The organism is Nocardia speluncae NBRC 108251, from assembly GCF_001613245.1.
Taxonomy (GTDB): domain Bacteria; phylum Actinomycetota; class Actinomycetes; order Mycobacteriales; family Mycobacteriaceae; genus Nocardia; species Nocardia speluncae.
In genome coordinates, this window is sequence record NZ_BDBZ01000002.1 from 356,349 (window position 1) to 376,938 (window position 20,590).

Annotated in this window: 7 protein-coding genes; 2 read left to right on the forward strand and 5 right to left on the reverse strand. The window is 68.6% G+C overall.

Annotation, left to right across the window (positions count from 1 at the left end):
• Positions 1-33: 33 nt before the first annotated feature.
• The 3 genes from NS6_RS04445 to NS6_RS04455 all read right to left on the reverse strand — a co-directional run bounded on the left by NS6_RS04445 (position 34) and on the right by NS6_RS04455 (position 17,817).
• On the reverse strand, positions 34-13,533 hold the full coding sequence (locus NS6_RS04445) for a non-ribosomal peptide synthetase (protein WP_084470608.1): 13,500 nt from the start codon (positions 13,531-13,533) through the stop codon (positions 34-36).
• Positions 13,534-13,907: 374 nt separating this feature from the next.
• Positions 13,908-15,485: an apolipoprotein N-acyltransferase gene (gene lnt, locus NS6_RS04450; protein WP_245669124.1), complete on the reverse strand. Its 1,578-nt coding sequence runs from the start codon at positions 15,483-15,485 to the stop codon at positions 13,908-13,910.
• Between the two features lie 733 nt (positions 15,486-16,218).
• The gene (locus tag NS6_RS04455) at positions 16,219-17,817 is read right to left on the reverse strand and encodes an amidohydrolase (protein WP_068037937.1); all 1,599 of its coding nucleotides are present in this window, start codon (positions 17,815-17,817) and stop codon (positions 16,219-16,221) included.
• An 85-nt stretch (positions 17,818-17,902) separates the two neighbouring features.
• Between NS6_RS04455 and NS6_RS04460 the strand changes: the two genes are divergently transcribed.
• Positions 17,903-18,316: a PPOX class F420-dependent oxidoreductase gene (locus tag NS6_RS04460; protein ID WP_068036685.1), complete on the forward strand. Its 414-nt coding sequence runs from the start codon at positions 17,903-17,905 to the stop codon at positions 18,314-18,316.
• Positions 18,317-18,521: 205 nt separating this feature from the next.
• On the opposite strand, the gene NS6_RS04465 is transcribed toward NS6_RS04460, so the two are convergent.
• On the reverse strand, positions 18,522-19,250 hold the full coding sequence (locus NS6_RS04465) for a DUF8817 family protein (protein ID WP_068036687.1): 729 nt from the start codon (positions 19,248-19,250) through the stop codon (positions 18,522-18,524).
• Positions 19,251-19,352: 102 nt separating this feature from the next.
• Here NS6_RS04465 and NS6_RS04470 point away from each other — a divergent pair, with 102 nt between their 5' ends.
• Positions 19,353-19,925 (forward strand): PadR family transcriptional regulator, encoded by a 573-nt coding sequence (locus tag NS6_RS04470; RefSeq protein WP_068036691.1) that lies wholly within the window; start codon positions 19,353-19,355, stop codon positions 19,923-19,925.
• A 129-nt stretch (positions 19,926-20,054) separates the two neighbouring features.
• On the opposite strand, the gene NS6_RS04475 is transcribed toward NS6_RS04470, so the two are convergent.
• Positions 20,055-20,576, reverse strand: a complete 522-nt coding sequence (locus tag NS6_RS04475) for an FxsA family protein (protein WP_068036692.1) — start codon at positions 20,574-20,576, stop codon at positions 20,055-20,057.
• Positions 20,577-20,590 lie beyond the last annotated feature (14 nt).

Consider the following 20,590-nt stretch of genomic DNA (forward strand, 5'->3'; position numbering starts at 1 on the left):
TACCGGGCGGGGGCGCGTTCTCCGCACGCACCGTCAGCTGCGCAAGCGCGCGCGGAGGTGTTCGCGCAGTACGGGTCCGATCACCGCGAGCGCTTGCGCCGTGGTCATCTCCGCGTGTGTGCATTCGATTTCATGGGCTGTCACCGAGCCGGTGACGAATTCTTGCCACGCGCCGGGCCGGCGGTCGGCTGCCGCTCGGTTCACCGGGTCGGTGGCGGCGGCGAAGAAGAGCAGGTCGCCATCGAAAACACCGGGCCGGAACCCATTGGCCTGCACCGTGCCGTCGGCGTAGCCGGCGTAGAGCCGTTCCAGATGCTCGAGGGTGAGCGCCGCGAACGGTCCCGGCCGTGAGCGCAGCATCTCGGCGGCCTCGGCCAGCGTCGGTTCCGCACCGTCGACGGCGAGGTCACCGCCGAATTCGCCGAGGATCTCGCTGATCGTCGGCATCGCGTGTCCGGCCAGATCGTCGGAGAGCCGGTAGCTGTCCAGCATGGTGAGCGATTCGACTTCCTCGCCGTCCTCTTGCAACCGCACCGCGATCTCGTGCGCGATGAGGCCACCCAGTGACCAGCCGAGCAACTGGTACGGCCCGTGCGGCTGCACCGATCGGATATGGGCCAGATAGTGCTCGGCGACCTCGGCGATCGACCCGAACCCCGGCTCGCCCGCCGCCTGCGGCGCCTGCAGCCCGTATACCGGCTGATCGGTGGGCAGTTCGGCGAGTAGACCGGCGTAACACCAGGACAACCCGATGGCGGGGTGGACGCAGAACAGCGGGGCACGGCCCGATCCGGAATCGGGTCGCAACGACAGCAGTGGTGCGAGCGCGAGATCCATCGCATCGCTCGCGGTGCCGTCACCGATCCGGGCCGCCAGGGCAGCCGGGGTGGATTCACCGAACAGCAATTGCATCGGCAGGTCCAGTCCGGCCTCGCGCGCCTGGGCAACCACCTTCGTGGCGAGCAGGGAGTTACCACCCAATTCGAAGAATCCGTCCGCGGTGCCGACCCGTTCGACTTCGAGCACATCGGCGAAGATTTCGCACAGGGCGGTTTCGAGGGGGTTCGTCGGTGCCCGGTATCCCTCGGCTGCAGAGAACACCGGTTCGGGCAGGGCCGCCCGATCGAGTTTGCCCACCGGCGTCAGCGGCAGCCGGTCGATCAGCATGATCGACTGCGGAACCATGTAGTTGGGCACGGATTCGGATACGTGTGCGGTCAGTTCGGCCGCGGTGGCGCCCGGCGCGGCCTTCACGTACGACACCAGTGCGGTGGCACCCGCCGGAGTGCGATGGCCGGTGGTGTACGAGAACTCCACCGCCGGATGCCGGCTCAGGGCGGCGTCGATTTCGCCGAGCTCGATCCGGAAACCACGGATCTTCACCTGGTGGTCGGACCGCCCGACGTACTCGATATCGCCGGGGCCGCCGTCACCACCGGCGCGGATCCGGACCAGATCGCCGGTGCGGTACATTCGTTCGCCCGGCTTCCCGAATGGGTTGGCGACGAACCGCTGCGCGGTGAGACCGAGGCGGTCATGGTAGCCGCGGGCCAGCGCGCCGCCCGCGAGATACAACTCCCCGGTAACGCCGAGCGGGGCCGGCCGCAGCCGGGAATCCAGAACCATCGCAGCCACCCCGCGGATCGGTTCCCCGATCGGGATCGGACCTGCCGGCACCAGCGGCTGCGAGACCACCGTAACGATGGTGGTCTCGGTGGGACCGTAGACATTGTGCAGGTTACGACCCGGCGCCCAGCGGGCCACGACCTCGGCGGGCAGCGCCTCACCGCCCACCAGCACGTGCTGGAAATCGGTGATACCGGTCGGATCCACCGTGGCCAGGGCGGCCGTGGTGATGAACGCGTGGGTGATGCGTTCGGCGATCAGGACCCGCGCCAGTTCCGTTCCACCGACGACACCGGGTGGGGTCAACACCAGAGTGGCGGCACCGCCGAGCGCGAACAGCAGGTCCAGCATGGCGGCATCGAAACTCGGCGTCGCGAAATGCAGGATACGGCTGTCGGGCCGGACGTCGAACCGCTGGGCGGTTTCCGCCGCGAAGTTCGACAGACCGCGATGGGTGACGACCACGCCCTTCGGCGTACCGGTGGATCCGGAGGTGTAGATGACGTAGGCCGGGTTGTCCATCCGCAGCGGCCCGTTCCGTTCCGCATCGGTGACCGGTGTGCTGGACGCGTCCAGCACCTCTTCCCGGAATTCGGGATCGTCGAGGGCCAGCCACTGGACCTCACCCACCAAGTGCGGCCGGTACTCGGCGAGCGTGAGCCCCAGTGCGGCACCGGAATCGGTGAGCATATGGCTGATTCGGGCCGCCGGATAGCCGGGGTCGACCGGGACGAAGGCCGCGCCGGTCTTGGTCACCGCCAGAACCGTCGCCACCGATTCCACCGTGCGCGGAATACCCAGCGCCACGAGCGTTTCCGGGCCGACACCGTAACCGACGAGTACCCGCGCGAGCCGATTGCTCCAGCGGTCGAGCGCGTCATAGGTGACCTCGACACCCGCGGCAGCCAGCGCGACCGCTCGCCGGTCGACCGACGCCGCCGCCGCGAAGACCGCGGGCAGGGTGGCCGGCTGATCCGGATCGGCCCGGCGCAGCGGTGCCAGCGCCGACCATTCCGTCGGTTCCAGCAACTCCAGATCGCCGACGAGCACGGCCGGATCAGCCGCGATCGCGGCGAGCAGCCGGACCAACCGGCGGCCGAGCCGGGCCGCGGTCTGTTCGTCGAACAGGTCCGCGCTGTAGTTCACCGCAACAGCTATTCCGTCCGGCGACCGATCCTCGCCCCGGCATTCGGTGAGCGTGAACTGGAGATCGAATTTCGCGATACCGGCATCGATATCCATCGCCTCGATACTCAGCCCCGGCAGTTCCAGTGCCCGCACCGGTTCGTCGCGGACCGACAGCATCACCTGGAACAGCGGGTGATGCGATTGCGACCGCACCGGGTTCAGTACCTCGACGAGCCGTTCGAACGGCAACTCGGCGTGCGCGAAGGCGTCGAGATCGGCTTCCCGCACCGTATCGAGCAGTTCGGTGAACTGCCGGCCCGAATCGACCGGTGTCCGCAGCACCAGAGTGTTGACGAACATACCGATCATCCGGTCGAGCTCGGGATGGCCGCGGCCCGCGACCGGGGAACCGACGACGATATCGCCGGATCCGGTGAGGCGGTGCAGCAGTACCGCCAGTGCGGCGTGCAGCACCATGAATACGCTCACGTTGTGGCGGGCCGCGAGATCGCGCAGGTCCCGGTGCGCGCCGGCGTCGAGCCGTTCCTCCACGGTGCCGCCGCGGTAGGCCGGAACCGGCGGACGGGACCGGTCGGCGGGTACGGCGAGGAGTTCGGGCAGTCCGTCGAGCGCGTCGCGCCAGTACTCGAGCTGGCTGCTGATCACCGAGTTCGGATCGTTTTCGTCGCCGAGCAGTTCACGCTGCCACAGCGTGTAGTCGATGTACTGCAGTTGCTCGGTATCCGGGCGTGGCTCGGCACCGAGCCGCACTGTCCGGTACGCCTCGGCCACATCGGCGGCGAGCGGTTGCAGCGACCATCCGTCCATGGCGATGTGATGTACCACGAGTACCAGGATGTGATCGTCCGGGGCGACGACGAACAATCCTGCCCGCAAGGGGATCTGCGTGGACAGGTCGAATCCGGGGGCGATGAACCGCTCGATATCGGCACGCGGGTCGGCCTCGGTCGCCGGAGTCTGCAGGGCGACAGCGGCGCCGGGGAGATCGCGGACCACCTGGGTGGGTTCGCCATCGATCTCCGGGAACACCGTCCGCAGGGTTTCGTGCTGCTGCTGCACCGAGTGCAGGGCTGTCGCCAGCGCCATCCGGTCGAGCGGGCCGCGCAAACGCAGCACCACCGGAACGTTGTAGGCACCGGGAGTTGCCGCCGGATCGGAACCACCGAACCGATTGAGGAACCACAGCCGCTGCTGGGCCGGGGACAACGGAATCCGGGCGGGACGCGCGCGGCGTTCCAGTGCGGGCCCGTTCTCACCGGCGTTCTCGCCGTCCAGCCGGGCGGCCAGTTCGGCGACAGTGGACGCGGTGAAAACCGAACGGACCGCCAGCCGCACCCCGGTGGCCGCTTCCAGGCGCCCGACCAGCTGAGTCGCCAGTAGTGAGTTGCCGCCGATCTCGAAGAAATTATCCCCGGTATCGGTGACCGGGGCGTCCACCAGATCGCCCATAACCGCGGCGACCAGGCGTTCGGTAGCGGTCTGCGGGGCCCGCCCGGCGGATACGGTGGGCAGCGCCTGCGGTTCGGGCAGCGCGGCGATATCCAGTTTGCCGACGGGGGTCAGCGGGATCTCGTCCAGCAGTGTGAACGCGGTGGGCACCATATGCCGAGGTAGCCGGTGCGCCAGATATTCGCGCAGCTCCTCGGGTTCGGGCCGGCGGCCGGGATCGGCCGGATGCACATAGGCCACCAGCCGATCCACCCCGGCCACCCGGCGAACTTCGGTATGGGCGAAATGCACCGCCGGGTGAGCGGTGAGCGCGCCGGTGATCTCGCCGAGTTCGATACGGAACCCACGCATCTTCACCTGGTTGTCACTGCGTCCCAGATAACGCAGGTCGCCCTCAGGAGTCCAGCGGACCACATCACCGGTGCGGTACATCCGGGCTCCGGTGGGGCCGTACGGGTCGGCGACGAAACGTGCCGCGGTGAGGCCGAACCGTTCGTGATAGCCCCGGGCCAGCCCGGGTCCTCCGAGATACAGCTCCCCGGGGACACCGGTGGGTACGGGGCGCAGGCGTTCGTCGAGGATTACCGCGCGCACTCCGCGGATCAGCGACGCCAGACCGGCGGGGCGGCCCGGCACCACCGGGGTCACCGAGACCACGACGGTGGTTTCGGTGGGCCCGTAGGCGTTGAACATCCGCCGCCCCGGCGCCCAGCGGGCCACCAGTTCGGGGCCGACATGTTCGCCGCCCACCATCAGGCCGCGCAGCCGCGGCAGCGGCCACCGGTCCGGGTCGATGGTGGCGAGGGCAGCCGGGGTGATGAAGGTATGCGTCACCTCGGCGCGGGTCATGAGTTCGGCCAACTCGTCGCCGCCGTACACCTCGGGCGGGACGATCACCATGGCGGCGCCGGGGCCGATGGCGAGCAGCAGGTCCAGGACCGCGGCATCGAAACTCGGCGAGGAGAAATGCAGTGTCCGCGCGCCGGGGTTGATGGCCAGCCGGTCGCGGAACTCGTCGGCGAGATCGGCGAGCGAGCCGTGGGTTGCGGTGACGCCCTTGGGTTTACCCGTGGACCCGGAAGTGTAGATCAGGTACGCCGGATCGGTGACCCGCACCGGGCGGACCCGGTCGGCATCGGTGACCGGGTCGGCCGGAACGCCGGTTTCCCGCCGCCCGGCGGGAGTGTCGAGCAGCAGCCAATCGATATGGTCACCGCCCGCGGCGCGCAGCGTCTCCGCATGCCCCGCGCGGCTGATACCGACGGTGCAACCGGAATCGGCGAGCATATGCGCAACCCGCTCGACGGGATAGTTCGGATCCACCGGAACGAATGCGGCCCCAGATTTGGCGATGGCCAGCATGGCCGTCACCGAATCGGCGGACCGGGTGAGCCCGAGCGCGACCCGGTCCCCCGCACCCAGGCCACGACGGATCAGCGCCCGGGCCAACCGGTTGGCCCGGCGGTCCAGTTCGGCGTAGGTGAGTACGGTGTCCTCGGTGTGGAGCGCCGGGCGCGCGCTGTGCGCGAGGACGGTCGCGGCGAACAGGCTCGCCAGGGTGCGCGGGATTCCGGGAACCGGGCCGCGGGCGGGGCTGTAGGTGGCGCGTTCGGAATCGGTGCGCGTATCGATATCGCCCACCGCGATATCGGGTCGTTCGGCGACAGTGGCCAGGACGCGCAGAAACCGATCGGCCAGGGTCTGCACCGTGGCCGCGTCGAACAGTTCGTCGGCGTAGACGAATTCGAGCTCACCGGCGTCGAGGGCACCTGCCCGGAGTTCGAGATCGAACTTCGCGCGGGCGATATCGAGCGCGGCCGCATCCACCGCGAGTCCGGGCAGCTCCAGCGTCGGCACCGGGGTGTCCTGCACGGTCAGCGCAACCTGGAACAGCGGGTGACGCCCGGTGGCGCGGGGATCGTTGCCCAGGGCCGAAACCACCTGTTCGAACGGAATATCGGCGTGGGCGAGGGCGGCAAGTTCGGTATCGCGGTCGGCCCGCAGCAGATCGGTGAAGGAACGGGCCGGGTCGACGTCGGAACGCAACACCAGAGTGTTCACGAACATGCCGACCAGCTCGTCGAGCCGCCGATCGGTACGCCCGGCGACCGGAGTGCCGATGGCGATATCGCGGCCGCCGGTCACCGACCGGAGCAGTACGGCGAGCGCCGAGCGTAGGAGCATGAACGGGCTCACGCCCTGGGCGCGCGCCAGTTCCGCAAGTGCCTGGCGTATCGGCGCCGGGATCGTGTATCGCACTGTCCCCGCAGTCTGCTGCGGTTCCGCCGGACGGGGCCGGGTATAGGGCAGGGGCAGTTCCTCGGGCAGCCCGGCGAGCCGATCGCGCCAATAGCCGAGTTGCCGGGCGGCGAGGCTGTCCGGGTCGGTGGCGGCGCCGAGATGCTCGCGCTGCCAGAGCCCGAAGTCGGCGTACTGCACGTCGAGCGGGCTCCAGTCGGGCACGGAGCCGGCGCACCGGGCCCGGTACGCAACGGCGAGGTCGCGGGTGAGCGGTGCCAGCGACCAACCATCCGCGGCGATATGGTGCACCACCACACCGAGCCGGTAACGGTCCGCACCGGTCCGCAGCAGGGTCGCACGCAGCGGGGTGCCGGTGGTGAGGTCGAAACCGGTGGTCGCCGCCTCGTGCAGGGCCGCGGCGGCACCGGCCCGATCGGTGTCACGGACTTCCACGACGGGAAGCGCCCACGTGGCAGGAAGGATCCGTTGCTGTGCACCGTTTCCGTCGTCGGGATAGGTGGTGCGCAGGACCTCGTGCCGTTCGACGATATCGCCCAGCGCCGAACGCAACGCCGCCATATCGAGGGCGCCCTCGATATCGAGGACGAAGGCGATGTTGTAGGCACTGGATTCGGGGGCAAAGCGGTTGAGGAACCACATCCGCTGCTGCGGCAGCGACAACGGGATCCGGTCGGGCCGCGGATCCCGGGCGGTCAGCGGCACCCGAACCGTCACCGGAGTGCGGGTGACGTATTCGGCCAGCCCGGCCACGGTCGGTGCCTCGAACACGGTCCGCACCGGAAGGTCTACCCCGAAACGGTCGTACAGACCGCCCACCAGCCGGGTAGCCAGCAGCGAGTTCCCGCCGAGATCGAAGAAACCGTCGTCCACGCCGGTGACTTCCCGGCCCAGCACCTCGGCGAACACCTCGGCGACCCGGCGTTCGATATCGGTGGCCGGCGGCCGGGAGGTCGCGGTCGCGCTGACGAAGTCCGGTTCCGGCAGCGCCTTCCGGTCGAGCTTGCCGGAGGGAGCGGTGGGGAATTGCGGCAGCACGGTGACGGCGTCGGGAACCATATAGCCGGGCAGCCGGCCGCGGACACTGCCCCGCACCCCGGCCGGATCGACGCCCGCATCGGCGACGATATAGGTAGCGAGACGTTGCCGGCCCTGCGGATCCGTATGTACGACGGTCAGCGCGCGGCGGACCCCGGGATGGTCGCGCAGGACGTGATCGATCTCGGACAGTTCGATCCGGAACCCACGCAGTTTCACCTGATCGTCCGCGCGTCCCAGGAATCGCAGCCGGCCGGACCGGTCGGCCACGACCAGGTCACCGGTGCGGTACATCCGTTCGCCGCGGCGGCCGTAGGGATTGGCCGGGAACCGGGCGGCAGTGAGCGCGTGCCGCCCGTGATATCCGCGGGCCACGCCGGGGCCGGACAGGTACAGCTCGCCGGGCGTGCCCGGCGGCACCGGCCGCAGCCGGGAGTCGAGAACGAAAAGCCGCATCCCCCGCACCGGATGGCCGAGCGGTACCGGCCGGCCGGGCCGCATGGGTCCGGACATGGTGGCGGCGACGGTGGCCTCGGACGGACCGTACATGTTGTGCATGCGGTATCGGCGAGCCCAGGTGGCCACCAGCTCGGGTCCGGGGGCCTCACCGCCCACCATGACCGTTTGCAGCCGGTCCAGACCGGCCGGGTCGACGGTGGCCAGCGCGGCGGGCGTGACGAACGCGTGGGTGACCCGTTCGACCTGTAGGAAGGTGGCGAGTTCGCTACCGCCGTATATCTCCGGGGGGGCGATCACGACCGTCGCCCCGCAGGCGAAGCCGAGCAGCAGTTCCAGTACCGACGCGTCGAAACTGGGCGAGGAGAAATGCAGCGTGCGCGCGGCCGGGGTGACCCCGAACAGGTAGCACTGTTCCGCCGCAAACGAAGCCAGTCCGCCATGGGTGACGACCACGGCCTTCGGGGTACCGGTCGATCCGGAGGTGTAGATCAGATAGGCCGGGTGGATGGTGCGCACCGGGCGGATCCGGTCGGCATCGGTCACCGGCGCGGAAGAGACTGCCGCGCACGCTGTTTCCAGCTTCCTGTCGCCGAGAACCAACCACTGCCGGACAGCGCCGGAATGCTCGCGCAACACGTCGAGCTGATCGGGGCCGGTCACACCCAGCAGCGCACCGGAATCGGTGAGCATATGCGCTATGCGGTCGCGCGGGTAGCCGGGATCGACCGGCACATACGCCGCACCGGTCTTGGCGACAGCCCAGACCGCGGTGATCGCATCCAAGCCACGGGGCAAGGCGAGCGCGACCACGGTTTCCGGGCCGGCCCCCTGTGCGATCAGCAACCGGGCCAGGCGGTTCGCTCGCTCATCCAGTTCCCGGTAGGTCGTATCGCGGCCGCGGAAACGCACCGCAACACCGTCCGGATCGCGGACCGCGGACCGGCCGAGAAGTTCGGCCAGCGAAACGGGCGGTTCCGCCGGACCGCCCGCCAGCGGTACGAGATTGCCGTACTCGCGCCGGTCCAGCACTTCGATATCGCCGACCGGCCGCCGCGGCGCGGCCACCGCGGCGTCGAGTACCGCGACGAACCGCCGAGCGATCGACTGCACGGTCCGCTCATCGAACACATCGGTGGCGTAGCCGATTTCGGCGTGCAACTCACCACCGGAGTTGTCGTCGTGCATCTCGAGCTGGAGATCGAATTTTGCGATACCTGCATCCAGCGCCATGATCTCGGTCCGCACCCCGGGCAGATCCAGGTCGATTTCACCGGCGTTGTCGTAGGACAGCATCACCTGGAACAGCGGGTGGCGGGCGCCGGAGCGCTCCGGATTCACCACCTCCACGAGCCGCTCGAACGGCACATCGGCGTTGGCGAAGGCATTGAGATCGGTTTCCCGCACGATATCGAGCATCCGGTCGAAATCGCCGGCGGGATCGACCTCGGTACGCAGGACCAGGGTGTTGACGAACATCCCGACCAGCTCGTCCAGCGCGGGATCGCTGCGTCCCGCGATCGGGGTGCCGATGACGATATCGGTGCTGCCGCAGATCCGGGACAGCAATGTCGCCAGAGCCGCATGCACCACCATGAACATGCTCGCACCGCGGGCAGCCGCCAGTTCCGCTGCTGCCCGGCGGGTGCCCGCCGGAATGGTGAAGGCGACCCGCCCGCCCTCGGTGGACCGGTGCGCGGGACGCGGCCGGTCGAGCGGGAGGTCGAGCTGATCCGGCAGGCCGGCGAGTTCGGCGCGCCAATGGGTGACCTGCCGGCTCAGCGCGCTGGCGGGATCGGATTCCTCACCGAGCAACTCGCGCTGCCACAGCGCGAAATCGGCGTACTGCACGGGCAGCGGGGTCCAAGCGGGTGCCAGGCCCGCGGCCCGCGCGGCAACCGCGACAGTGAGGTCGCGGACCAGCGGCGCCACCGACCAGCCGTCGCCGCAGATATGGTGCAGCACCAGCACCAGCACATGGCAATCGGTATCGACGGCGTACAGCCCGACCCGGAACGGAAGCTCCGCACGCAGGTCGAACGGCCGCGTCACGAACTCGGCGGCCAGTTCGCGGACTCCGTCGCCGGCCACCTCCACCGGCTCGAGCGTCAGCGGTACTTCCGACAGCGGATGTACCAGCTGCTGCGGACCCTCGCCCAGATCGGGGAAGCTGGTGCGCAGGCTTTCGTGCCGCTCGAGCACATCACGCAGACCGGCGCGCAGCACATCGATATCGAGGTTGCCGTCCAGCTGCACGGCCAGCGGCATGTTGTAGGCGGCGGCGTGTTCGGCGAACCGGTTGAGGATCCACAGCCGCCGCTGCGCCGGGGACAGCGGAATCCGTTCGGGCCGTGGCACCGGAACTAGGCGCGGGGAGGCGAGATCCGGTTCGTGCACCGTGAACCGTTCGGTGAGCGCGGCGATACTGCCGGCTTCGAACAAGTCGCGAATCGTCAGGGCGGTACCCAGCGCGGTATTGATCCGCGCCACCGCCCGAGCGGCCACCAGCGAGTTTCCGCCCAGTTCGAAGAAGCCGTCGTCGATACCGACCTCGGGTAGGCCGAGCAGTTCGGCGAATATCGCGGCCAGTACCTCTTCGACCTCGGTGCGCGGCGCGGTCCGCACCCGGTCGCCGGTGGGCCCGGGCGCCGGCAGTGCGGACCGATCGATCTTGCCGTTGCTGTTGAGCGGTAGTTCGGGTAGCGAGGTCACCGTCGCGGGCACCATATATCCCGGTAGCGTGCGCGCCAGCCGAGTCCGCAGCTCTGCGGTTTCGAGCGGTTCGTCACCACGAACCACCACGTAGGCGGCCAGCTGATCGCCGGCCGGCGTCGCCTGGGCGATACAGACCGCGCGCGCGATCCGCTCGTCGCCGAGCAGCGCCGCTTCGATTTCGCCGAGCTCGATCCGCAAACCGCGAATCTTCACCTGGAAATCGGTGCGGCCCAGATATTCCAGCACGCCGCGGCGCGTGTCCCCGAGCTGCCAACGGGCCAGATCACCTGTCCGGTACATCCGCTCACCGGCGTGGAACGGGTCGGCGACGAATCGTTCGGCGGTCAACGGGGCCTGCCCGAGATATCCGCGAGCCAGCTGTACCCCGGACAGATACAGTTCACCCACCGCGCCGGGAGCTACCGGGCGCAGCGCATTGTCGAGCACATAGGTCCGGGTGTTCCACACCGGTGAACCGATCGGCACGGTGACCGGATCCGGCGAGCACTCCCAGTAGGTCACATCGACCGCGGCCTCGGTGGGGCCGTACAGGTTGTGCAACTGCGGCACGGGCAGCGCCGCCCGGAAATCACGAACCGTCGCGGCCGGCAACGCCTCCCCACTGCAGAAGACGCGCCGCAATGTGACACAGTCGCCCACCGCGGTATCGGTGACGAAGACCGAGAGCATGGAGGGCACGAAATGTGCCGTGGTGATGTGTTCTTCGCGGATGAGCCGCGCCATATACGCCGGATCGCGGTGGCCGTCGGGCCGGGCCACCACCAAGCGGGCTCCGGTCTGCAACGGCCAGAAGAACTCCCAGACCGAAACGTCGAAGGTCGCCGGGGTCTTCTGCAGCACCGCATCGGTGTGATCGAGCGGGTATTCGTGCTGCATCCAGCGCAACCGGTTCACGATCGCGCGGTGCGTGACGCCGACGCCCTTAGGGGTTCCGGTGGACCCGGAGGTGTACAGCAGATAGGCGAGGTGATCGCCGCGCAGCGGTACGGTCCTGTCGCTGTCGGTGATCGGCGCCGGGTCCCGCTCGGACAGATCCACCGTGTCGACGGCGATCGCCGCGATGGTGCCGGGCAGGGCGAGACCGTCGCGGGCGGCGGCCAGCAGGGCGACCGGCCTGGCTCGGTGAACGATCTGTTCCAGCCGCTGGACCGGATGTTCGGGATCCAACGGCAGGTAGGCGGCACCTGACTTGATCACGGCGTACATCGCGACCACCAGATCGAGGCTGCGGCGCAAGCACAGCGCCACCACTTGCTCCGGGCCTGCTCCTTCTGCGATCAGCAGACGCGCCAGTCTGTTCGCGCGTGCGTCGAGTTCCCGGTAGGTCAGCGCCGCGTGCTCGAATCGCACGGCCTCGGTATCCGGGGTGCGCGCCGCGCGATCGGCGAAAATACCTGCCAGAGTGGCCGGTTCCACCTCGGCGGCGGTGTCGTTCCAGGTGTGCAGGACCTGCCGGTGCTCGGCCTCGGTGAGGGCAGTCAACTCCCGGACGGGGGTGTCACGATCACTGGCGAGGAAACGATCCAGGAAGTCCAGGTAGCGCCGGCGATGAGCGGCGACCTCGGCCTCACTGTAGAGCTGCGGGTTTGCCTCGAAATCGAGGTGGATCCCGGCACCGTCGCTGTTGTAGAGGTTGACCGAAAGGTCCTCGACCGGACCCGTTGCCAGCACGTGCACCGAAACGTCGAGGTCGGCGAACTGCAGCGGCCGGGCGAAGAGCATGATGTTGATCATCGGGCCGAAGAATCCGCGGGTATCGCGGTCGTATCCGCAATCGCGGCGGATATCGTCGTGCCGGTAGCGCTGATGACGCAGCGCCCCTGTGATCTGGCCGCCCACGACACGCACCACATCGTCGAGAGTGGTCGCGGGTCCGAACCGGATCCGCAGCGGCACCACATTCGATACGACCCCGGCCGAGCGGCGCAGCGATACCGTGGTGCGCGCCGATACCGGCAGGCTCAGCACCACATCGTCCCGCCCGGTCATCGCCCGCACATAGCAGGCCATCGCCGCGGCGAACAGCACCGAATTGGAAGAATCGCGCTGTTCGGCGGCGGCAACGACCGCGGCCTCCGTTTCCTCGCTCAGGACACCTGTTGCCAGCCGGCGCCCCGCGATCGCCGTGGCCGGCGCGTTGGTCACGGCGGACAGGCTGACGACTTCGCCTGCCCCGTCGAGCACCTCTTTCCAATACGCGCCGTCGCCGGCGCGGCGCTGCGATTTGCGGTAGTCGATCTCGCCGGCATACAGCTCGGCCAGCGGCGTTGCCCGCGATACCGCCGGTTCGCGGCCCTCCGCGTAGGCGGTGTAGATCTCGGAGGTACGGATCAGTGCGTTCATCGCGGCGTAGCCGTCGAGCACGATGTGGTGCACGCGGGAGTACCAGATGTAATCGCGCTCCCCCGTACGCAGAACGGCGTTGAAGACCAGCGGGTCGCAGTCGATATCGATCGGCGTGCGGGTGTCGTCGTGCATCCAGCGCAGCGCCGCGGCACGCGGGTCCGGCTCGTTACGCATGTCCAGGCGGGCCCAGCCGGGTCGGGAGGTGGGGTCGAGTACCTGATGCGGTACACCGTCCACCTGCACGATGCGCTGCAGTACCACCTCGGTTTCCACGCCGAAGCGTTCGATCGCGTACAGCAGCAGGCCCGGGTCCAGATCACCGTGGAACTCCACATATTCGGCGATGATGAGAGGAATCTCCGGCTGAATCCGCTGGGCGTACCACATCGCGGTCTGCGCCGGTGTGAGCGGAAATGGTTCGGCCGAAAGCTCTGCCGACCAACTGCTATCGACCCCGGTGGCCGACGATCTCATCAATCACTCCGTTCTACAGTTCGACACTCCCCGAACAGCCCACGGCCGGCCGATACCGGTCGTGGGTGTGATTCACGACTGGTTATTCGGAGCGTCACCTTGAATGGATTGGCAGTCGAAACCGAATGGTTACCTGGAACCGGAACAGCGTTCGGACCACGGTGTCCGAATTCCGGCGCAGTCGTACACTTTCAGGCGGAATTCCGCCTCACTTCTTACCCGGCGGCCCGGGTGCTGCCTAGATACTACGCACTACGAGCGGGTCTGTTTACCCTCTGCCGCCAAAAAATAAACCGGTCACGTCCGGTTACTGCATCGACGGTCGGCGAATTTCCGGCAAACCTGCCGCGGGGGCGGCGAACAGGGTCCGGCGATCAAGCGCGAACGGTTGTTTCCGGCCCGCTCACACTTCGTCGAACCGCCCGGAGACGGACCAGTGCGACCACTGCGCCGGCCACGGTCACCAGCACGACGGCCAGTTCCGGCCACGGCCCGAGCGCTGTCGCCGGAGTGGTCGAGGTGCGCAGCGGAACCTCCGCTACCAGTGCTTCCGGCACGAACAACGCACTTTCCTGCCGGACGCTTCCGTCGGCGGCGATGATCGCACTGACGCCCGAGGTCGCGGCGACGACCAGCGACCGCCCGTGCTCCACCGCCCGCACCCTGGACATCGCAAGTTGCTGGTAGGTCATTTCACTGTCACCGAAAGTCGCATTATTCGTCGGCACGGCCAGCAATTGCGCGCCGGACTGCATCGAATCCCGGAAAGCCCGGTCGAAAGCAACCTCATAACAGGTTGCTATCCCGATTTCCGTACCTGAAGCCCGAATCGTTCCGTCACCGTGACCCGGCACGAAGTAACCGGCCCGGTCCGCATAGTTGGAAAAGAGCCGGAAGAATCCGCGCATCGGCAGGTATTCACCGAATGGCTGTACTATTTTTTTGTCGTGCTGCTCCCCCGGCCCACCTTCAGCGGTCCAGACCATTACCGAATTCGTTGTGGTGCGGTCACCGTTCACCAGTACCGCGCCCACCAGAATCGGTGCCGAGATGCGGCGTGCGGCATCGGTGATGAGAGCGGCCGCGTCGGGATTGCGCAACGGGTCGATATCCGAGGAGTTCTCGGGCCACACGACCACATCCGGGGCCGGAAACCGACCGGCAGCTACCTCATCGGCGAGCTGCTCGGTCCGCCGGACATGGTTGTCGAGGACTGCCCGCCGCTGGGCGTTGAAATCCAGGCCCAGCCGCGGCACGCTGCCCTGGATCGCCGCCACCGTCAGGGTGCTGTCCCCCTCCATGGGTGCCGGCAACGCTGCGCGCAGGCCGAGGCCGGCCGCGGGGAGCAGCAGGCAGGCCAGTGCGGCGGCGATCGGGGCCGCCCGGCGCCCGCGCACCACCGTTTCGGATGCTCCATTCGGCTCATGGTCACCGAGGAGTTCGCGACGGACCGCCCGCAGGACTGCTGCCGCACAGGTTCCGCTCAGCGCAACGGCGAAACTCACCAGCGGGGCGCCACCCAGCATCGCCAGCGGAAGGAACAATCCATCCGCCTGACCGAACGCCAGCCGGCCCCACGGAAATCCGCCGAACGGGAAACTCGACCTGCCCCATTCCGCCGCAGTCCAGGCCAGCGCGAGCCAGACGGGCCATCCCGGGAGCCGGCCGAGTAGCCGGGCCAGGACGCCGAACAATCCCACATACACCGCACACGCGGTCGACAGGGCAAGCCACGGTACCGGGCCCACGTAGATCCCTGTCCACGGCAGCAGCGGGAGAAAGAACCCGAGGCCGGCGAGAAAGCCGTAGCCGAAACCGGACCGCAGCCCGGTCCCACTGCGCAGCACCAGGGTCAGCACCGCGATCCCCACCGGCGCGAGGAACCACCACGGCCGCGGCGGGAAGCTACCGAAAAGCAGCAATCCCGACACCACCGCGACCAGTGATCGCATCACCGCGGGATATCGCCCCAGCCGCTCGGACCACCGGTTCGCCGTCCTGACACCCTGTTCCACACCCATATCCTGTCGTTCCGTCGACACGGTGGCGCAGCCACCCCGTACCGGTGTGCCCGAACACACCGGTACGGGACTGAACCGGCTCTGCACAGATGCGTTCGCCCACCCCGATCCGACCACCTTCTCCCGCCTCGACGAGCTCGGGCTCGCCGTCACCGGCCGGCGCCTCGAGCCCGAGCGCGCAGTCCTCGGATGCCCGGTCGTCGTTCCCGACCGTTGTTCACCGCTGCGCTGTGCAGGGGACACCGCGCCCCGGCGCCTGGCCCACGACCGGCGGCCCACGGGCACTACGGGCCGGGCGTACGGGCCGGGCGGGTCACGCCGATACTGCTCGCCGGCATTTCGCTCCATACCGGACAGTCGTTCTTCCGCCGAGACGAACCGTGGACGCAGCACTGCCTGTCCAGGACACGTGCACCGGCGTTGCGATCGAGACACGCCCCGCGCTGTCCAACGGGCCCCGGTGGCACACACACCACACTTGAATGTCTTTTCCGGGCGCGGCCGGGCCTCCGAGGGGCGGCGTTCCACCATGACCCGGCTCACAGCGTCTGTACGCACGGCCCGGACTCCGCACCGTTTCCGACGCCGGTAGGACGAGATACGTCCGGCAGCCCCCGCGCCGGCTTCGCCCCGGGGACACGTCCGTCCGCCGGCACGGGCGCGATCACGCGGCGTAGATCGTGGCCCCCCGGTGCACGGTGCGCAGGCAACGCGGCAGTTCGGCGTCAGGGGTCAACGGCGGAAGGCCCGGCACTCGCGAGCGCGGATCGGTGGACCACCGTTGCACTGAATCCGCTGGTGCAGTGACCACGAGGTCATCTGCCTCCCAGACCGCATACGAGGCGGGCGCCCCGGGCACGAGTGTGCCGGACACACCGTCCCGGACGCCCCCTGCCCGCCAGGCTCCCCGGGTGGCCGCGGCGAAGGCGGCACGGGGCGAGAGACCGTGGCCGGGGGTCCGGTGGTGCACGGCGGCCCGGATCGCTGCCCATGGCTCCAACGCCGTGACCGGCGCATCGGAACCGATCGCCAGCGAGACCCCGGCCGCGGCCATGGCCGCGAACGGGTTCAGCGCCGCCGCCCGGGTCACCCCCAGGCGTTCGGCGTACATACCGTCGACTCCACCCCATTCGCGGTCGAACGCGGGCTGCACACTGGCGATGATTCCCCAGCGGGCAAGCGCTTCGATCCCGGGGCTGTCGAGCAGTTCGGCGTGTTCGACGCGGTGACCGCGGGCCGCGACGGCGGGCCCACCGAGTTCCGCAACAACCTGCTCGATCCCCGCGACGACCGCGTCCATGGCCGCATCACCTATCGCGTGGAACCCGGCCTGCACTCCGGCTTCGGTGCAGGCGCGCACATGACCGGCGATCTGCGCGGCATCCAGGTAGGCGACGCCGGCTCCGGGCGCGTCCGAGTAGGGATCACGCAACCATGCCGTGTGTGAGCCCAGGGAACCGTCGACGAACAGGTCGCCGGCCAGTCCGTGCGCGCCGAGATCGTGCAGCAGTTCACGCGCCTCGCCGGCGGTCCGTACGGCCTGCCCCCAGTACGCCCGCACCTGCACGCCGTGCTCGAAAGCGAGCAGTTCGCGCAGATCGGTTTCTCCTTCTATATCGGGGCCGGCGCATTCGTGCACCGCGACCACCCCGCGCGCAGCCGCGAGATCCAGCGCCGTCCGCCGCGCCGCATCCCGCTGGTCCCGGCTGAGCAGAGCCCGCGCGGCTGCCCGCACCAGATGGTGGGCGTCCGCCCGGACCGGTTCCCCGGCCCGGTACCCGGCCGCGGCCGTCGACCCGGGGGTCATATCGAGCAGTGCCGAGGAAGCCACCGCCGAATGACTGTCGACCCGCGCCAGGTACACCGGACGACCGCGCGGCACGGCGGCGTCGATCTCGGCGACGGTCGGCGGCCGGCCTTCCGGCCAGCGCGTCTCGTCCCAGCCGTCGGCCAGGATCACCTCGTCGGGCCGATCCGCGGCGAACTTCGCCACCATGTCCAGGCACTGCGCGAGGGAGTTCGCCTCGGACAGGTCGAGCCCCGACCGTTGCAGTCCGTACGCGGTGGTGTGCATGTGCGGCTCGACGAATGCCGGGGTGACCAGCGCGCCGTCCAGGTCGATGACCTCGGCATCGGGATGCAGGGCCCGCCCCACGTGATCTGCGCCCAGCCACACCACTACACCGTCGGTGACCGCGAGCGCCGTGGCATCGGGTGCGCTCGCGCTGTAGATCCGACCTCCGACCAGCAGCTGCGTACTCACGGTGGACCAGTCTGCCGCACCCGCCCGCGCCCGGTGCGACCGGTCACGCCCCGCACTCGGCCGGTCGTCCAATTACCCTGCGTACATGACCAACACGCTCGGTGCGGTCGGCACCGCCGACTATGTTCTGCTCACCACGTTCCGCAAGGACGGCACTCCCGTGCCGACCCCGCTGTGGGCAGTGGCCGAGGAAGGCAAGCTGTACGTCTGGACCGTCACCGATTCCTGGAAGGTCAAGCGCCTGCGCCGCAACCCCGAGGTGACCATGCAGCCCTGCGATTACAAGGGGAAACCGCACGGCGAGGTGGTCCACGGCACCGGCCGCATCCTGGACGCGTCCGGCAGCGAGCATGTGCGGAAGTTGATCCGCCGCAAGTACCGGTTTTCGGGTCCACTGGTTGTACTGGGCAGTACGCTGCGCCGCGGGAAGACGGGCACGGTCGGTATCGAGCTGACCCTTCGGACCGATGCGCCCGCCGATCAGCCGACTCGGGACTGACCGGGCATGGGACCGGCCCGGTCATGCCGCCGTATCTTCGCCGAAACGCCGGCGGTCCTCGGGAGACCGATTCAGCCGGCGTGACCTCCGGCAGGCCCGCTCACCGCTCCTCTTCCGCTGTGCACGGCGAAGCGAACGGTGGCGAGTCGGGTAGCTGCCGGACCGACCCCTGATCGCCCCGGCTATTCGTCGATAGTGCCGACGTTCACTGTCCCTCGTGGTCCAGCCAGGAGGTGAGAGCATCGGCGGCATCGAGCTCGGTAGCCAGTTCCGCTCGTTCGGACTCGGTCAGCGACAGAGCCGCCAGATCGGCGCGACGCGCATCGGCTTTGGCCGGGTTTTTCAGCGCCACGGCCAGTTCGGCGAGCGCTGCATAGGCCCGAGCCCGGTCGATCCGGCTCGCGTCGGCCCCGTGGCGGCGCAGCCCGGCCTCGAGCGCCCGTTCCGCGGCTGCGTCGTCGATCTTGTAATCCCGCAGGATGCGGGCGTTGTCGAGAACCTTCGCCAAACCGGACAGCTCGGCCGAGCCGCCGTAGTCGACCGCATCGTCCGGTTCGTCCGCCTGGATGTAGGTGATCCAATTGCCGTCCGGGTCGACCGCACTGAACCGGGTTTGTCCCGGCCGGAACCGCGTGATGCGTGCGTCGCCCTTGGCGGGAACCTTCCCATACCGTTCCCGGAGCGCCGCGGTGAAATCGCGGTGCCGACCCGCCACATCGTCCACCATGATCAGGCACCCACCCGTTTCCTGTGCTTGCCGCTCGTGCCCGTTGGCCGCCCCGTAGTAGTGGATCTCGCAGTCGTGTGCCCGTAGCGCGCCATAGACATAGGGCTTGTGCTGTTCGTGCGTGACCGTGTACCCGAGCATGCGCCAGAACTCCAGGGTGCGGGCCAGATCGTGGGTGGACATAACGGGGACAGCGGTATCGCCCATGGGAACCCTCCAATAATCAATTTTGACTACCCGAAGATAGTGGCGACCCGCCTAGTAGTCAAAATTGATTACCGTACTGTTCCGATGACGGAAGGAGTGCCGATGTCGGCGGTACGGCTACTGGTTCTGGGAGTAACGCGTCGGTACCAGCCGACCCACGGCTACGCGGTCCGCCGCGAACTGCTGTCCTGGCGAGCGGATACCTGGACCAATGTGCAGCCCGGCTCCATCTACCACGCCATCAAGCAACTCACCCAGGAAGGCAAACTGCACACCCTCGGCACCGAAGGCGGTGGACGCGGGCCGGGCCGCACCCTTTTCGAACTCACCCCGACCGGCGAAATCGAATTCTTCGAACGCCTCGACGCCGCGCTCACCAGCGTCGATATGGAAGAACTCGGGGCCGGCATCGCCTTCATGGACGCACTCCCCCGCGCCGAGGTGGTCGCCAGACTCGAAGAACAACGCGCCCGCAGCGAAACCATCCGCACGGATTTGCTCGCCATGATCGCCGACTACCCCGGCCGGCACGAACCTCCGCACTTCCCCGACCTACTCGAACTGTGGAGCGGTGTCTTCGACAACCTCACCGGCTGGACCTCGGGTGTGCTCGACCGACTGGAACGCGGCGAGTATGCGCTGTCCGACGAGGAAGTCCCACGCACCGGCTCTTGAGCGCGCGGACCGGTCCGGACGTTGATTCGGCACCGCAGCGCGGACCGGAATACACCTGGGTCACCGAAGTATTACCGGCCGAGGCCACACGAAACCGAAGTAAGCTGCCGGCCAGGTCGGCGCCGCTGATCAGCTGCGCGGACCTGCATCGAAACCGTCGGCGGAAACCACGCGCTTCTCCAGCGCGATCGCCGAGCGCGCCGGCTCATCGGTGTACCACTCATCGACTACAACGCCGTCGACGATATCGGCGTCCACGACCGTCCCATACTGCCGAGGCATGGTCGCGGCGAGCTTGGCGACCCGGCGGGCGGCCACGGCGGCGAGTACCGGACGGAACAGCGCGCGGGTGGGCGGAAGCAGCATGAGCAGTCCCACCACCGAGCTGACCAGGCCGGGGACGAACATGAGGACGCTGCCGAATGCCACCAACGCACCGTCGGCGACCGCGGCACCCGGGGTGATCTCCGCGCGGGAGGCGCGGCGGAACTGTTCACCCACTCGACGCCACTGGGAGCCGAGCAGCAGCATGCCCGCGGCAGAGCTGGCGATGAGCAGCAGGATCGCCGGAACCGCACCGAGCCAGGAGACGGCGGCGGCGAAAACAGCGATCTCGACGACGAGATAGGCGATGAAGCCGAGGACGGGCATGGGCGAACCTTTCG